The sequence below is a fragment of the Novacetimonas pomaceti genome, assembly GCF_003207955.1.
Lineage (GTDB): Bacteria > Pseudomonadota > Alphaproteobacteria > Acetobacterales > Acetobacteraceae > Novacetimonas > Novacetimonas pomaceti.
In genome coordinates this window covers 1-13,438 of the sequence record NZ_NOXG01000038.1, presented here as the reverse complement: position 1 = coordinate 13,438, position 13,438 = coordinate 1, and the positions used below count along the sequence as shown (strand labels likewise).

General features: G+C 55.5%; 12 protein-coding genes and 1 pseudogene. 10 read left to right on the top strand and 3 right to left on the bottom strand.

Going from position 1 to position 13,438, the window contains the following annotated elements; genetic code table 11:
• A pseudogene (locus tag CFR71_RS14350) lies at window positions 1-422 on the bottom strand (transposase); the annotation flags it as partial.
• 131 nt (window positions 423-553) lie between these two features.
• Between CFR71_RS14350 and CFR71_RS14345 the strand changes: the two are divergent.
• Window positions 554-1,627: an alkene reductase gene (locus CFR71_RS14345; RefSeq protein WP_087608926.1), complete on the top strand. Its 1,074-nt coding sequence runs from the start codon at window positions 554-556 to the stop codon at window positions 1,625-1,627.
• Window positions 1,628-1,939: 312 nt separating this feature from the next.
• Here CFR71_RS14345 and CFR71_RS14340 read toward each other — a convergent pair whose 3' ends face one another.
• Window positions 1,940-2,866 (bottom strand): ketopantoate reductase family protein, encoded by a 927-nt coding sequence (locus CFR71_RS14340; RefSeq protein WP_110095978.1) that lies wholly within the window; start codon window positions 2,864-2,866, stop codon window positions 1,940-1,942.
• Between the two features lie 85 nt (window positions 2,867-2,951).
• On the bottom strand, window positions 2,952-4,397 hold the full coding sequence (locus CFR71_RS14335; RefSeq protein ID WP_110095979.1) for a tyrosine-type recombinase/integrase: 1,446 nt from the start codon (window positions 4,395-4,397) through the stop codon (window positions 2,952-2,954).
• A 434-nt stretch (window positions 4,398-4,831) separates the two neighbouring features.
• On the opposite strand from CFR71_RS14335, the gene CFR71_RS14330 reads away from it, so the two are divergent.
• The 9 genes from CFR71_RS14330 to CFR71_RS14285 all read left to right on the top strand — a co-directional run.
• Complete coding sequence (locus CFR71_RS14330; RefSeq protein WP_199858433.1) at window positions 4,832-6,172, top strand: site-specific integrase; 1,341 nt, start codon at window positions 4,832-4,834, stop codon at window positions 6,170-6,172.
• Window positions 6,159-6,977, top strand: coding sequence for a segregation/condensation protein A (locus CFR71_RS14325; RefSeq protein WP_110532016.1), 819 nt, complete (start codon window positions 6,159-6,161; stop codon window positions 6,975-6,977). Before CFR71_RS14330 ends, CFR71_RS14325 begins: the two co-directional genes overlap by 14 nt.
• 326 nt (window positions 6,978-7,303) lie before the next feature.
• The gene (locus tag CFR71_RS14315; protein ID WP_039736297.1) at window positions 7,304-8,452 is read left to right on the top strand and encodes a DNA cytosine methyltransferase; all 1,149 of its coding nucleotides are present in this window, start codon (window positions 7,304-7,306) and stop codon (window positions 8,450-8,452) included.
• Window positions 8,449-9,312 carry a hypothetical protein gene (locus tag CFR71_RS14310; protein WP_082084846.1) on the top strand — a complete coding sequence of 288 codons (864 nt, stop codon included), beginning with the start codon at window positions 8,449-8,451 and terminating at the stop codon, window positions 9,310-9,312. The genes CFR71_RS14315 and CFR71_RS14310 overlap by 4 nt, the downstream gene beginning before the upstream one ends.
• Window positions 9,309-10,241 (top strand): DUF4928 family protein, encoded by a 933-nt coding sequence (locus CFR71_RS14305; protein WP_048883655.1) that lies wholly within the window; start codon window positions 9,309-9,311, stop codon window positions 10,239-10,241. The genes CFR71_RS14310 and CFR71_RS14305 overlap by 4 nt, the downstream gene beginning before the upstream one ends.
• Window positions 10,238-10,639, top strand: coding sequence for a very short patch repair endonuclease (locus CFR71_RS17290; RefSeq protein ID WP_039736298.1), 402 nt, complete (start codon window positions 10,238-10,240; stop codon window positions 10,637-10,639). Before CFR71_RS14305 ends, CFR71_RS17290 begins: the two co-directional genes overlap by 4 nt.
• 32 nt (window positions 10,640-10,671) lie before the next feature.
• Window positions 10,672-11,874 (top strand): hypothetical protein, encoded by a 1,203-nt coding sequence (locus tag CFR71_RS14295; RefSeq protein ID WP_133251173.1) that lies wholly within the window; start codon window positions 10,672-10,674, stop codon window positions 11,872-11,874.
• A 28-nt stretch (window positions 11,875-11,902) separates the two neighbouring features.
• Entirely contained in the window at window positions 11,903-12,961 is a 1,059-nt protein-coding gene (locus tag CFR71_RS14290; RefSeq protein WP_133251172.1) for a hypothetical protein, read from the top strand.
• A 196-nt stretch (window positions 12,962-13,157) separates the two neighbouring features.
• Window positions 13,158-13,438, top strand: a 281-nt coding sequence (locus CFR71_RS14285; RefSeq protein ID WP_207781405.1) for a transposase, incomplete at its 3' end; no start/stop codon positions are given.

The following is a 13,438-nucleotide window of genomic DNA, read 5'->3' as shown; positions in this document are numbered from 1 at the left end:
CTCCAGATTGGCTTCGCTCTGTGGCACAGGCCGATAGTAGACGCCCGACCGGTTGAGTTGCAGCAGCGTGCATTGCCGGATTATCGGCAGGCATGCTCTCTTCGGGTCAATCATCTGCCGCCTCTGATCACGCCCAACCGAGCAGAGGCATCCCGCAAAAAATCCCGTTCCACCAGCAACTGGCCGATCTTGGCGTGCAGTTTCTCTACATCAGCAGGGCTGACTGAAGGTTCCGTTACTGACTTACCAGAAAAAAGGCTTGCCATGCCTTCGATCGCCTGGCGCTTCCATTGGGCGATCATCGTCTGATGCACGCCATGTTTCGAAGCCAGTTCCGCCAGCGTCAGTTCCCCACGGATCGCCTCCAGCGCAACCCGTGACTTGAACTCTGCCGCATACCGTTTCCGCGTAACCTTGCCCATAAAACCCGTCCTCGTTCAGGCCAGATGATAGCTTATCGCCCTGTCCGAAAAATGGGGACCACCTCTCCTCTTGTATTCCACATGAGGCTTCCCAAATCCCTAGGAACTGCGTTTTTTAAGAAGGATCTGTCATGCCCAGCCTGTTTGAGCCGATTGAACTGGGAAGCATTTACGCAAAAAACAGAATTCTCATGGCGCCGCTGACACGTGGCCGGGGCACCCGCGAGCATGTACCCACTCCCATCATGGCCGAATATTACGCGCAACGCGCTGGGGCCGGTCTGATTATCTCGGAAGCGACTGGTATCAGCCGCGAAGGTCTTGGCTGGCCGTATGCGCCGGGTCTGTGGTCGCAGGAACAGGTAGAAGCCTGGAAGCCTATCACCGCTGCAGTCCATGCAAAGGGCGGAAAGATCGTGGCCCAGATCTGGCACATGGGCCGCATGGTGCATTCCAGCGTGACGGGTCAGCAGCCTGTGTCCTGCTCGGCGACAAAAGCACCTGAAGCGCTCCATACTTATGACGGCAAACAGGCTCCCGAAATTGCCCGTCCTCTTACCAGGGAGGACATTGCCCGCATCCTGGACGATTATGAAAACGCCGCTCGCAATGCTCTTCAGGCAGGCTTTGACGGTGTGCAGATTCATGCCGCCAACGGTTACCTGATCGACGAATTCCTGCGGGACGGCACCAACCATCGTTCCGACGAGTATGGCGGTTCGCCGGAAAAGCGCATCCGCTTTCTGCGTGAAGTCACGGAACGCGTGATCGCAACGATTGGCGCGGACAAAACGTCAGTACGGCTGTCCCCCAATGGCGATACGCAGGGCTGCATCGACAGCCATCCCAAGCAGGTTTTTGTGCCGGCGGCAAAGCTGTTGAACGACCTCGACATCGCTTTTCTTGAACTGCGCGAACCCGGACCGAATGGCACGTTCGGCAAGACCGATCAGCCCAAGCTGCATGGCCCGATCCGCGAAGTGTTTAAGAAGCCGCTGGTTCTGAATCAGGACTACACACGCGATGAAGCGATCGAGACAGTTGCAACCGGTGTTGCAGATGCCATTTCATTCGGTCGCCCATTCATCGCCAATCCGGACCTCGTGCGTCGTCTGGAAGACAATCTGCCCCTGAACAAGGACGATATCCGCACCTGGTACTCGCAGGGTGCAGAAGGCTATACCGATTATCCACTTGCTCGCTGACACCCTATTTTTTCCCGCAAGCTCCTTCCAGGGAAAGGAGCTTGCATTTTAACTATAGAAAACATTTAGATGCCGACCTGATACTTGTCATGTGCAGGATGAAATCACTTGAATATTTCTACCCCCTGTCATGAATTTGAATGCTGCGAAAGCCTGTTTTTGGTAGTCCCTATGACAGCCGACTATCTCCTTTCTCCCAAGTCAGACGTTTCATTCCGGCTGTTCATGTGGGAAGAATTATCGTCGAATAAGGCGGCCATGATCTCTGAAGCGGATGTGTCCGCCGGTACCTCGTGTCCGCCCTGTGCGTCTTCACGCATGCCTTTGCTGTTCATACACGCGCAGATTCAGATCCGTGAGATCCAGGAGAGGCGTAGGGATCTGATGGACGCGTGCCCGCCTGACCAGGTCACCAATAATCTGCTGCGCCTCCACAGGAGCGCCCTGCAGCAGATCCCGGAACATGGAGGACGTCAGGGTGGAGTCCGTTTTCGTCAGGAGACTGACAGTGCTCTTCAGGGTGGCATCCCGCAGGGGATAACCGGCAGCAGCGGCCGTTGACGCACATTCATGGATCACCGCCTGTGCAAAATCCTGACCTGCTGGCTGGCTGGCGACATCCCCCACGGTTCCGCGCATCAGGCAGCAGATGCTGCCCAGGGCGGCGAGCAGAACCCATTTGTCCCACATGTCCTGCAGGATGTGGGTGGAACACACGGTTTCAAATCCGGGCCCCGACAGGGTTTCCGCAATACTGCACGTCGCTGGCGTCTCACGACCGTCCCGCTCCCCCACGGAAAGCCGGGGGAGAGAACCCGCCTGGACAATGCGCCCCTGCGCATCAAGCTTGCTGACGATAAAGCACGTCCCCCCCATGACCGCGGCAGGGCCAAAGCGGTCTGCCAGACTATCAAGATGCTGCATGCCGTTGAGAAGCGGGACAATCCATGTCTGCGGTCCCACCGCAGGCGCAAAATCGTTCATTGCCGCCATCAGGGAATAGGCTTTTACGCTGAGCAGGATGATGTCGTAGGGACCCTCAATCCCACCGGCCATCACCATCCGGGGGGCGATGGTGACGTTGCCAACAGAACTGATCAGGCACAGGCCCTCGGCACGGAGCTGCTGCAGGCGCCTTTCGCGCACCAGAAAGGTCACGTCATGCCCGGCGCCGGCCATGCGCGCGCCAAAATATCCACCCACGGCACCCGCGCCGACAACAAGAATTCTCGAGCCCATGACGCTGTTTCCTCTCTTTGGTCCGCCTGACGTGTTGCGGTTGAAGGCGAGTTGAAGCGCTCTGGAGGCAGGGGTCAAGACAGGTTCAGAATCTCGATCTTCCGGGGTGCCGGGCCTTGATGCAGGCCGCGTCGATATAGGTCTCGACGACCTGGAGACTTTTGTGCCGCGAGAAGCGCTTCAGCTCCAGGAGATCATACCCGTCTTTTGCCCCCGTGGTGATGGCGCCGCGGCGCAGGCTGTGTCCGCCAAAATCCCCTTCGAGGTGGGTGTCGCCGCATCGCCTGCGGATGATGTCCGTGACCGCCCGGTCCGACAGGGCGTGCGGCCCGATCCTGGGCGGGGCTCCGACGGGAGTGGCGCCCGCCCTGCGGTCCCGCGCGGACCAGATGCGCCGGAAGACCGGACCTTCCGTGATCCCGGCCTGCCGGAGCCAGGTCTCGTATGCCAGAACCGGGCAGTTCCGGGTCAGGCCCCGCGGGATGCCGATCAGAGTACCCTTGCGCTGGGGATCCCCCTTGGACCGGCCCAGCCGGATCTGCATGCCATCCTCGTCCACCGTGATGTCGTCCACCTTCAGTGCGGCAAGCTCGGAGCGCCGGAACGCACCGGCAAAACCGAGCAAAAGAATGGCCCGGTCCCGCGCACCGACCAGATCATGGGAACTGATGGCTTCGACGACCCGGACCAGCCTGTCCCAGGTGAGCGCAGTTTTCTGGCGGGGCAGGGTTTCTTTTGCTTCCCGACGGATGCCAGCAAGGGTTGCGGTCACCATCGGGTGGGCGGTGGGTACGGCAATCTGCGCCAGATGGTGCAGGTAGCGCAGGGCGGCACGATGCAGGTCGATGGTGCTGGTCCTGCGGCCCTGCAGCGCCATGTCGGCCAGATAGGCGGCAACATCCTCGCTGCGGGCCGGCAGGGCGGGCAGGGCATGGCCGGCAGCCCAGCGACACCAGGACCGCACGGCGGCGCGATAGGTGCGCAGCGTGTTTTCGGCCTTGCTGCGGTGCATATAGGCATCGGCGGCCTGACGTGCCGTAGCCAGGCGGCCATCATGTTCGGGGAGGGGCTGTGCCGAGACGACGGAAAACCATTGCGCGACGGCAGCAGCCGGTTGCCCGACGGGCGCAGGGGGCGCTGCGTCTGCCGTCTCGGAACGGGAGCCTACGGACTGGAGCGGCCGGAACCAGGCCAGGAAGCTGGGCACGCCATCATCGATTTCCAGACCGACGGCCAGTTCAAACCCTGATGGGATATCGGCGACATGGTCCTGAGCCATCTGTTGGGCGGCCGACGCATACGGCACGCCTTGGGCGAGGGGGGTATCCGGGGAATAGCTACCGTCCGGCAATTCGATGCCCGCCAGAAGCAGGGGCAGGGGCGGTGTGAAACAGGCGGTCGAGAGGATTTCGCGCCAGCGCGCCGGATCCTGTGTCTCGGCCAGACGCTGCCGCGTCAGAGGGTCAACGCGGGCGTGCAACGCGGCCTGCGCGCGCCTGCTGGAGCCGAGGATCCGGACATCGCTCAGCATGGCAGGCTTGCCCGCGCGTATGGCCCCTGGCCGTCACTTGGGCAGCAGGGAAGGGGCACACAGACAGGCTTGGCGAAAAGGCTCGGAAACAGGCGCATTTCGGGATTTTAGCAGGCATTTTGGAATTTTTCATCTACTTCCGACAAGATAACTTATCGGAAGTAGGTTTTTGATCGGTCGGATTTTGCCTGGCGGGGCAGGGAGCAGGCAGAAAGTCCGGGAAACCGTGCCTTTCAGGGTTAATCTGGCGCTTTTTTGTTCTCAAAAAAACCGTTAACGTGATACGACGTATTGTATGATACGCAAACGCCTTAATATGGTCTGGGTCAGGCGGCGCGGTTTCCCGCTGAGGGTGGACGAACTGCCCGTTTCGAGCGCCTGTCCGCCGCTGGCCCGCAGGGCGTTCGGGGCCGAAAACCGGGGATTCCATCGGAATGGCTGAGACCGGCCGATTGCTGCAGGCGGCGCGGCCGCCGACCGGCCTGTCGCCGGCCACGGCGCGGGCCTATGCGGCCTCCTGGCGCGCCTTTGTCAGGACCCAGCCAGCCGATAGCGGCTTTCCGGTCGGCCCTGTCGCGGTAGCAGCATGGCTGGAGGCCCGGGCGAAGGCCGGGCGGCCGCGGCAGAGCCTGGTGGTGGATCGCGCGGCGCTGACGGCGTGGTGTGCCGCCAATGGCGAGGGCCTCGATGTCACCCTGCCCGCTACGCGGGTGCGCCGGACCGGGGCCCGGGTCGATGTGGCTTCGCTGCTGGCCGCCGCGCGACGTTGTGGCCCCGATTTGCCCGGCCTACGCGACCGGGCTTTGCTACTGCTGGCCGCCACGCTGGACATCGGCGCCGAGGCGTTGGCCCGGCTGACCGTTGAAGACATCACCGACACGACGGACGGCATGACCGTCGCCCTGCTGCGGCCCCGGTCCGGACGCCACCAGCTGCGCCGGTTGCGGCGGCGCCGGGATCCGGCCGTCTGTCCGGTGCGGAACTGGGCGGCCTGGCGCGATGCCGCGCAGCTGCGCTGGGGCGCGGCGTTCCGGGGGATCGATGCGCATGGCACGGTCGGGGATCCGCTTTCGGTGCCGGGGTTCCGGTTCGTGCTGGACCGGGCGCTGGGACGTTCCGATCACCCGCCCCACCGGACACGGTGGACAAAATCCGGGTCCCCGCCAGAGTCCTCAGTCCGGACCGCGGCGCGTCAACGCATGTTGAGACCGACGCCGGACTGGATCCGGACGACGCTCACGGTAAGCGGCCCGGTAGATGCAGTGGCCCGGTTCCGGGTGGCGGCCCGGGGACCGGGGATCATCCCCTGGCAGGTGGATTTTGACTACGAACAGGCCCGCCTGCTGGCGCCGATGGCGGGAAAGGGGGCGCAGGCGGTGACGCTGGCCCGGCTGCTGCGCCAGGCATCCGAACGCCTGCATCGGATCGCCCTACAGCATCAGGCGGCGGCCACGCCCGCCTGTGCCTTTGACCTGCACCGGCTGGTGCCGGTTCCCGGTCCCATTCTGGAAGCCGGGTCGGACTCCCGCGCGGCGGCAGCTTGGCTGCAGGCGCAGTGGGGCACGCCGCTACCGTTGCGCCGGGTGGAGGTCGAAGCCCCGCGCGACCAGCGCATCCGCCGCAGTGCCCGGCTGGTCTACAACTTCTGGTCGGCGGAGTGGACGCCGTGGCAGGCGCTGGAGCGGGTGCGGACGGGGTGGACAGAGCTGGTTTTCAACATCCGGCCGCAGTACGCGCGCGCTGATGCTGGAGAGACTGCTGATGCATCTGGATGAGGACGAAGACCGGGATGATCCGCCGCGTTGGCTGCCGCGCCCGGTTGTGCCCGAGTTCCATGTCGAGGGGTTTGACGGGCCGTTGGACCTGCTGCTGGATCTGGCGGAACGGCAGCGTCTGGACCTGGGCGTGCTGTCCATCGTGGACCTGGCGGCCCAGTTTGTCGAGGAGGCGGAACGACTGGCCCGCACGACGCCGCTCATGCAGCGTGCGGACTGGGTGATCTGGATCGCCCGGCTGGTGTTCCTGCGCTCGCGGCGGCTGTTTGCCACGCAGGCGGAAAAACAGCTTGCCGAAAAAGAGGCGCGCCGGACGGTCGGCCAGATCGAGGGGCTGCTGGAGATGCGCGCGGCGGCGGACTGGTTGGAGGCGCGACCGCAGCTTGGCATATCGGTTTTTGCGCGAGGCGGGCCACGTGCGGATAGCAGTGTTTCTGCACGGCAGGTGACGTATTTCAGTCTAATGGAAGCCTGTCTCGGTACGCTGGAGCACGAATTGGCACGGGTCGAGACATCCGTCCCGATCTATCGGATCGATGTGCCCTCTTACTGGCGTGTGACCGATGCATTGATCCTTATGCGTGAGAAAATAAGGAACGGGACCTTCCGCAATATATGGGAAGAGTGCATACCCCCGATGGACTTAAATGGGCCGAACAAGACCATTGCCCGTCGAGCGGCTGTGGCGGCGATATTTGTGGCTGGCCTTGAACTGGTGCGACAGAAAGAGGCATTGATTGAAAATGTCAGTTTTCCAAGCTGTGATCTGCGTGTACTCACCATAACAGGAATATCCGTTCGATAGGCGCGGGTAGATCGCTGATATGGTCTGATACGCGTGATTGCTCTTTCAGATATGTTTTTAAGAACGTTTCCGGAACACATGTGTGGACATGTGAATGTTCTGGCGCCATCATGGCGCCATGAGCCATACTACAGAAAATTCGGGAGTTCGCGCGATGGACCGGTTCAATCTGCGTCTCTCTACGGAGACGTTTGGTGCGATTGACGACGCGCGCGCAAAAAGGGCTGGAAGAGTGTCTCGTAACACTTGGATAGCGGAAGCGATTGAAGAAAAGCTCGCGCGTGAGGTGGTATCGTTACAAGAAGATGCTGTCAGGTCTGCAGCCAATGCCTAGCTTTTACGAATTTTTTGCTGGCGGCGGGATGGCCCGTGCGGGACTGGGGGCCGGCTGGACGTGCTTGTTCGCCAATGATTTTGATCATAAAAAAAGTCTGAGTTATCAGGCCAACTGGGGGACGGGAGGAGAATTGCGGGTTGGGGACGTCAATGATGTCCGTGTTGAAGACTTACCTGGTGTTGCGGATCTCGTATGGGGTTCATTCCCGTGCCAAGATTTGTCGTTGGCTGGAGGGGGCGCAGGTCTCAAAGGAGAGCGTTCTGGCACCTTCTATCCTTTCTGGAATGTCGTGAGAGAGCTCGTTTCAGAGGGAAGAGCCCCGAAAATTATAGCTCTTGAAAATGTCATTGGCACGCTGACTTCTCATGGGGGACAGGATTTCGACGCTATCTGTCGGACTTTTGTCGAGACCGGATATCGGTATGGAGCGCTCGTAATCAACGCCTCATTGTTTGTGCCCCAGTCACGTCCTCGCTTGTTCATGATCGGGGTGCATAAGGATGTGGAAATTCATCCTTCATTGTTATCTCCTGAACCGCTTGACCCGTTTCACACCAATGGATTGAAGAGGGCTGTTCAGGGAATATCAAAAAAGGCGCAAACTCAATTTTTGTGGTGGAATATCCCCACTCCATCGCATCGGCATACAACTTTCGCTGATCTGATTGAGGAAGCGCCTACTGGAGTGCCTTGGCATACAGCCAGCGAAACCGAAAGATTGATTTCGATGATGTCCGCCACCAATCTTGCCAAAGTAAATGCTGCAAAACGTGCGGGCAGGCGCATGGTGGGAGCCATCTATAGACGAACACGTCTTGATGAAAACGGGGCGAAGGTTCAGCGTGCTGAAGTGCGGTTTGACGATATCGCTGGTTGTCTTCGGACGCCGGCAGGAGGTTCAAGCCGTCAGACGATTATTGTTGTTGACGGCCGGAAGGTTCGGTCGCGGCTAATCTCCACTCGTGAAACAGCAAGGCTGATGGGGCTCGAAGATCATTACAAGCTGCCTAAGAATTATAATGAAGCTTATCACCTGACAGGGGATGGCGTAGCTGTGCCTGTCGTTCGTCATCTGGCGCAGCATATCCTGGAACCGCTACTTGGCATGGTTTCCGAAGGGAAACAGGAAGCGGCATGACCATTATTCCCTGTAAACAGAACAAGGGATTGCGCGATCAAATCGAGAGATTTGCCGAAACACTTAAAACAGAAGCGCATAAACTTGGCGATCATGGTTTAGGTGAGCGAGAGTTCTATCAGTCTGGTTTGTTCCGTGGCGCGATAGAGCGTGTCCGTGGCCAGTTTTCGGCCACTATGCGTGGCAAACGAGAGTTTGTTCAGCATGCGCTGAATCATATGGAAGACGGCGGTTTTATTGCTGGATGGGATCTGACAGATAATGCAAACCGTAATGATTATATTGTTCGTCTAAATAGCGGACGTGTTGCTGTTATTGACCTTAAGGGCTGTCTTGATGGGAATAACACGAATATTTTTGAACGACCGCCACTCGCTGATGAGTTTGTGATCTGGAGTATCTGTTCCAATCCTGGTGCAGATCCTCAACGAAACGCTTGGTCGGGCATTCACACACGTCTTAGCGCTGAAATGATTGCGCGGAACCAGCGGGTGGATGGGGTGCTGTTGTGGGATATGGTTTGTGCGACAATTGGTAGACCTTGCCCAAAATCCGTAGACGGTGATCGGTTGACCAATCTTGGTCCTTTTTGTGTGCCTCCTCCGTGTATCTATCTGTTTCCTGAGAATATCCCTTCAATTTCTATTCCTTTCGTTAAAGGACGGGATATTGGAGAAGTTGAAATTCTCGCGGCTTTTAATGCTGCTTTTGGTGGATATGCCGAGGAAATCCATCATGTCGACTTTCGGATGGAAATGCGAGGAAGTGAGTTGATGCGTCAGACAGTTGTGCGACGTGCTGGCACGATAGAACAGGTCTCAGAAATGACGGCAATTCGACGAGTTGAGAAAGATTTATGATGTTATCACAACGAGCAGTATTGGCGGCGTTTGACGATGATTATATTGGCTTGTCAAAAGGGTCTTTATCTCTTGCTCTGATCCTAACGAGGAATGCGGCATCGAAGCAGTTCCCGTTAGATAAAAATTCGTTCGTAACAACAAAAGGTGGGCAAGTCGCCGGATTGGGCGGTGGGGCGGTAAAGAAAATACTTAAAGACCATGGCATTGAGCGTATTCTCTCTAGTGAAGGGGGTAGAACCAGTCGAGGGAATATGGAGAGAATGAATGCATACATTGATGTTTTAAACGATCTGCATTCTCACAATTTATTGGATTTAGACGCTGCGGAGAAATATTGGGTAGAGCGTGCTCAGGCGTATTTTGACGCTCTTCCGTTTACTTTCAAACTTGATCCATCACGCTCTTTACGGGCTTGTGTAAGAGATCTTTTGGCGCAGGCCGTAGAACGTCAACGTGAGGTTTCCGGCACCATGTATGCGGGCGCTGTTATGCAGCATCTGGTCGGAGCCAAACTAGATATGATCACAAAAAGTAGTATTCGTCATCACGGTTTTTCGGTTGCGGATGCGCCATCTAATCGCTCAGGAGATTTTTTGATCGGAGATGTGGCTATTCATGTCACAACTGCGCCTGGAGAAGCGCTTATTCGGAAATGCCAGGACAATCTCAGTTCCGGTTTACGTCCTCTTATTGTGACTACAGAAGATGGGGTAGGTGGCGCCAAAGCACTCGCCAAGCAGGTTGGAGTAGACGATCGCCTTGATATTATTGAAATCGAGCAATTTTTAGCGACGAATGTTTATGAGTGGAGTACCTTTGAACGGGACGCCAGACAGACGGCGGTGAGGGATATTATCGATCATTATAATAAAATTATCGCCGAGTGCGAGAGCGACCCAAGCCTCAGAATTGAATTTGATGGATGAAAGTAGATCCTGTTCGTTCACGAACTATGAGGGCAGTTAAGTCGAAGAATACGAGCCCGGAATTGGTGGTAAGAAAGCTTATCCATGCAATGGGATACAGGTTTCGGCTCCATCGTAAAGATCTCCCTGGCACTCCAGATTTGGTTTTCCCAGGTCGAAAAATGGCTTTATTCGTAAATGGATGCTTTTGGCATGGACATGATTGTCAACGAGGAGCACGGATTCCGAAAAATAACGTAGAGTATTGGACAAAAAAAATTGAACGCAATCGCGCACGAGATAAGGAGACGTTAATCTCCTTGCAAAAGTTGGGCTGGCGTGTCCATGTTGTATGGGAATGTGAACTTAAGGATCATGAACGCCTTCAGGCTGATATTCAGGCGCTCATGGAAGAATAAGACGATATAATATTTTAGAATGAGGGGAGATCATGGCGCGTATGCAAGACACCACATTACTCTTTGATAGTCGTGTAAAATGTTTTTCGTTGATGACGGCCTTAAAAATAGGCGATTATCTCAAGCTAGTAGAGAAAGCTTATGCTGCCCGTGGTGGATTACAACACCAGCGTGAAGCGTTAAAAACGACCACCGCACGACGTATCCGCGGTCGAATGATCTCGGATGTAAAACGTGGCGCGGTATTGCCGCCTGTCGTTATTGGCGTCGTCGTGGATCAGGAAATACTAGAAAAGATCCCTGACTTTAAACCCGACGATGTTATTCGTATGATGAGCGATACGTTGGTTGATTCGATTTCTATCATCGATGGTATGCAGCGTACTACAGCCCTATTAGACGCTATGGATCAAGATCATACTGTTTCAGAAAAAGTCGTGCGAGTAGAGTGTTGGATCGCTGAGAGCACTGATAGCCTTATTTACCGCATGCTCGTTCTCAATACTGGGCAAGTGCCATGGAATCTTAGCCGTCAACTTCAGGTAGTTTATGCCCCTCTTATTAAGGAAATGAAAAAACGTATTAGATTCGAGAGAGTATTAAACCGTGAGAAAGCAGAGCGTCGTACAAAGTCCGGCGAGTATGCGCCTGACGACTTAGTTCAACTTTACATTGCCTTTGCTTTAAAGAAAACGGACGTCGATACTCAAGAAACGTTGGCTGATGAGTTCTCTCGTCTTGATATGACTGATGCTCTTGCTGAAGATCAGTATAACCATTATTTCTATCCCGTCCTGCAGATGATGCTAGATCTCGATAGAGCTTTTTCGCGGCTCGATGATGAAATGCCTGCAGAGACGGAAGAGACTGGCGTGAAGAAAGCCATCAAGAAAGGGCGTAGTATTTTCGATAGTCAACCGGCCCGTATTGGCTTTGTCGTAGCTACTGCTATTGCTATTCTGGGACGGATGGGTATGGAGCGCAAAGCTGATGAAAGTCAAAAGCGCTTGACGGAAATTATTCGCCAAGTAAGCAATTTTATTGCAAGACTCGATGAAATGGACGTCAACCAGCTTACAGACTTCCTGCGACTCGATGTCCTTTCTGAACGACTTTATGGCCAAAAACGATCTGCCGTTGGGCGATATGAACGTGCCTTCTTTGATGCAGCATTCAAAGTGTTGATCGAAGAGAAATTTGACGTGCCGACGATGGAGCCATCTTGGCGAGTATAAGTACATGGTAAATAGATCTCGGATGGAGATGAGCCGTATTATTTTTCAACGCCTCATCAACCATGCTAAAGCTTCTGATACTTTAGTCATGAACGCGGATAAAGGTCGGTATATAAAACGATATAGCGATCCGGATGCCGAACTCATGGCGAAGGCTGCGGTTAGGGATAAACGAACAATCACTCGCCAGATGCGGGCTGTTATGTTTGAATATAATGAGAGGCGGTACTACGCTTTTTTTGGTTTTACCTTTTCTTGCGGTGTCCCATCGCGCATGCCTGAGGGTCTGACAGAGCTTGATGCTACGCCTGGGCTGTTTGCGATTGCCGTAACAGAAACTGACGTGATCGTTCGGGCAACACCCGCTGAAATTCGGGATATAATTGAAGAAGAATACATAGGTCATGATCATTACATAGGTCATGATTTAAATGATGTCGCTAATTTGTTTCCATCAGCAATATTTGTCGAGGCGGATACGAATTATGATTACACGGAGGATATTGATAGAGTAATTGGCGCAATGGTCGCCGCAACGTATATTGATGGGCCAATTGCGTTTGATAAAGATACTCTGGGCGCGGCCGGAGCATTATTCACCAGCGGATCAAAGTTCATCCCTTTCGATAAAGCTTTACAGGGGATCCTTTCGATTTCTTGGAGCGGTTTCTATATCGAGTTATATCGGTGTATAGAGCAGCTCTATCCAGTTCCAAGACTGGTGGATCTACTCCAGGAGTGGTCGAGTTCGCAGTCATTTTGTGACTTAGCTAATTTATTGCAGACTCGTTTAGGATGGCGACCACGTGAAGACGAGTCTCTTATTAAACTCATTGCAGCTTGTTCTGAATCAATTGCCAGCAATCTTATTGCCGCGTTTGACATACAGTTCGACGAGAAAAGCACGCCTTCGGAAATCGCGGGACGACAGGTGTATGCAATGCGAAATGGTCTTGTGCATTTCCGTAACAACCACGGTATTCCTCCTTTATCGGATGAGAGGTGGAATGCCATTATAGTGGCCATGATTGCACTTGTGACAGCAGCTTATACGGAATTTGGGTTGAAGTACCATCAAGGATCGTAATGTTTGACGTTCCCCCGAAAATCTGCCCATTTTAAAGTAGGAGTTGTTAGGCCATTGAATAATGGGACGGGCTGCATAGCTGTTTATGATGAGCATGATGCAGTCTGTCTTTTCTGATCAGGCCTGGTCTGTCTGAGAGTGTCCGATCTTCTGTGTATGATTGATCTGGTCCATGCTTCACGGAAAGGAAGCATGAATGACCATCTCGATGGAAATCCTCGACGAATTGCTGACGGGCGTGGAGCGTCCAGAAGACCTGCTTGGTGACGCTGGGCTGCTGAAGGAGCTGAAAATTCGGCTCATGGAGCGAATGCTGGGTGCGGAGTTGACCGCGCATCTGGGCTATGAGGAGGGCAAGGCTGCCCCGCCGGGCCAGTTGAACCGGCGGAATGGCTCCACGACCAAGGTGCTGAAAGGCCAGGACGGCGCCTTTCCGGTGACGGTGCCGCGCGACCGCGACAGCAGCTTTGAGCCGGA

Coding starts and splice junctions, on each gene's coding strand:
- CFR71_RS14345 (WP_087608926.1), top strand. CDS start 554: ATGCCCAGCCTGTTTGAGCCGATTGAACTGGGAAGCATTTACGCAAAA.
- CFR71_RS14340 (WP_110095978.1), bottom strand. CDS start 2,866: ATGGGCTCGAGAATTCTTGTTGTCGGCGCGGGTGCCGTGGGTGGATAT.
- CFR71_RS14335 (WP_110095979.1), bottom strand. CDS start 4,397: ATGCTGAGCGATGTCCGGATCCTCGGCTCCAGCAGGCGCGCGCAGGCC.
- CFR71_RS14330 (WP_199858433.1), top strand. CDS start 4,832: ATGGCTGAGACCGGCCGATTGCTGCAGGCGGCGCGGCCGCCGACCGGC.
- CFR71_RS14325 (WP_110532016.1), top strand. CDS start 6,159: ATGCATCTGGATGAGGACGAAGACCGGGATGATCCGCCGCGTTGGCTG.
- CFR71_RS14315 (WP_039736297.1), top strand. CDS start 7,304: ATGCCTAGCTTTTACGAATTTTTTGCTGGCGGCGGGATGGCCCGTGCG.
- CFR71_RS14310 (WP_082084846.1), top strand. CDS start 8,449: ATGACCATTATTCCCTGTAAACAGAACAAGGGATTGCGCGATCAAATC.
- CFR71_RS14305 (WP_048883655.1), top strand. CDS start 9,309: ATGATGTTATCACAACGAGCAGTATTGGCGGCGTTTGACGATGATTAT.
- CFR71_RS17290 (WP_039736298.1), top strand. CDS start 10,238: ATGAAAGTAGATCCTGTTCGTTCACGAACTATGAGGGCAGTTAAGTCG.
- CFR71_RS14295 (WP_133251173.1), top strand. CDS start 10,672: ATGGCGCGTATGCAAGACACCACATTACTCTTTGATAGTCGTGTAAAA.
- CFR71_RS14290 (WP_133251172.1), top strand. CDS start 11,903: ATGAGCCGTATTATTTTTCAACGCCTCATCAACCATGCTAAAGCTTCT.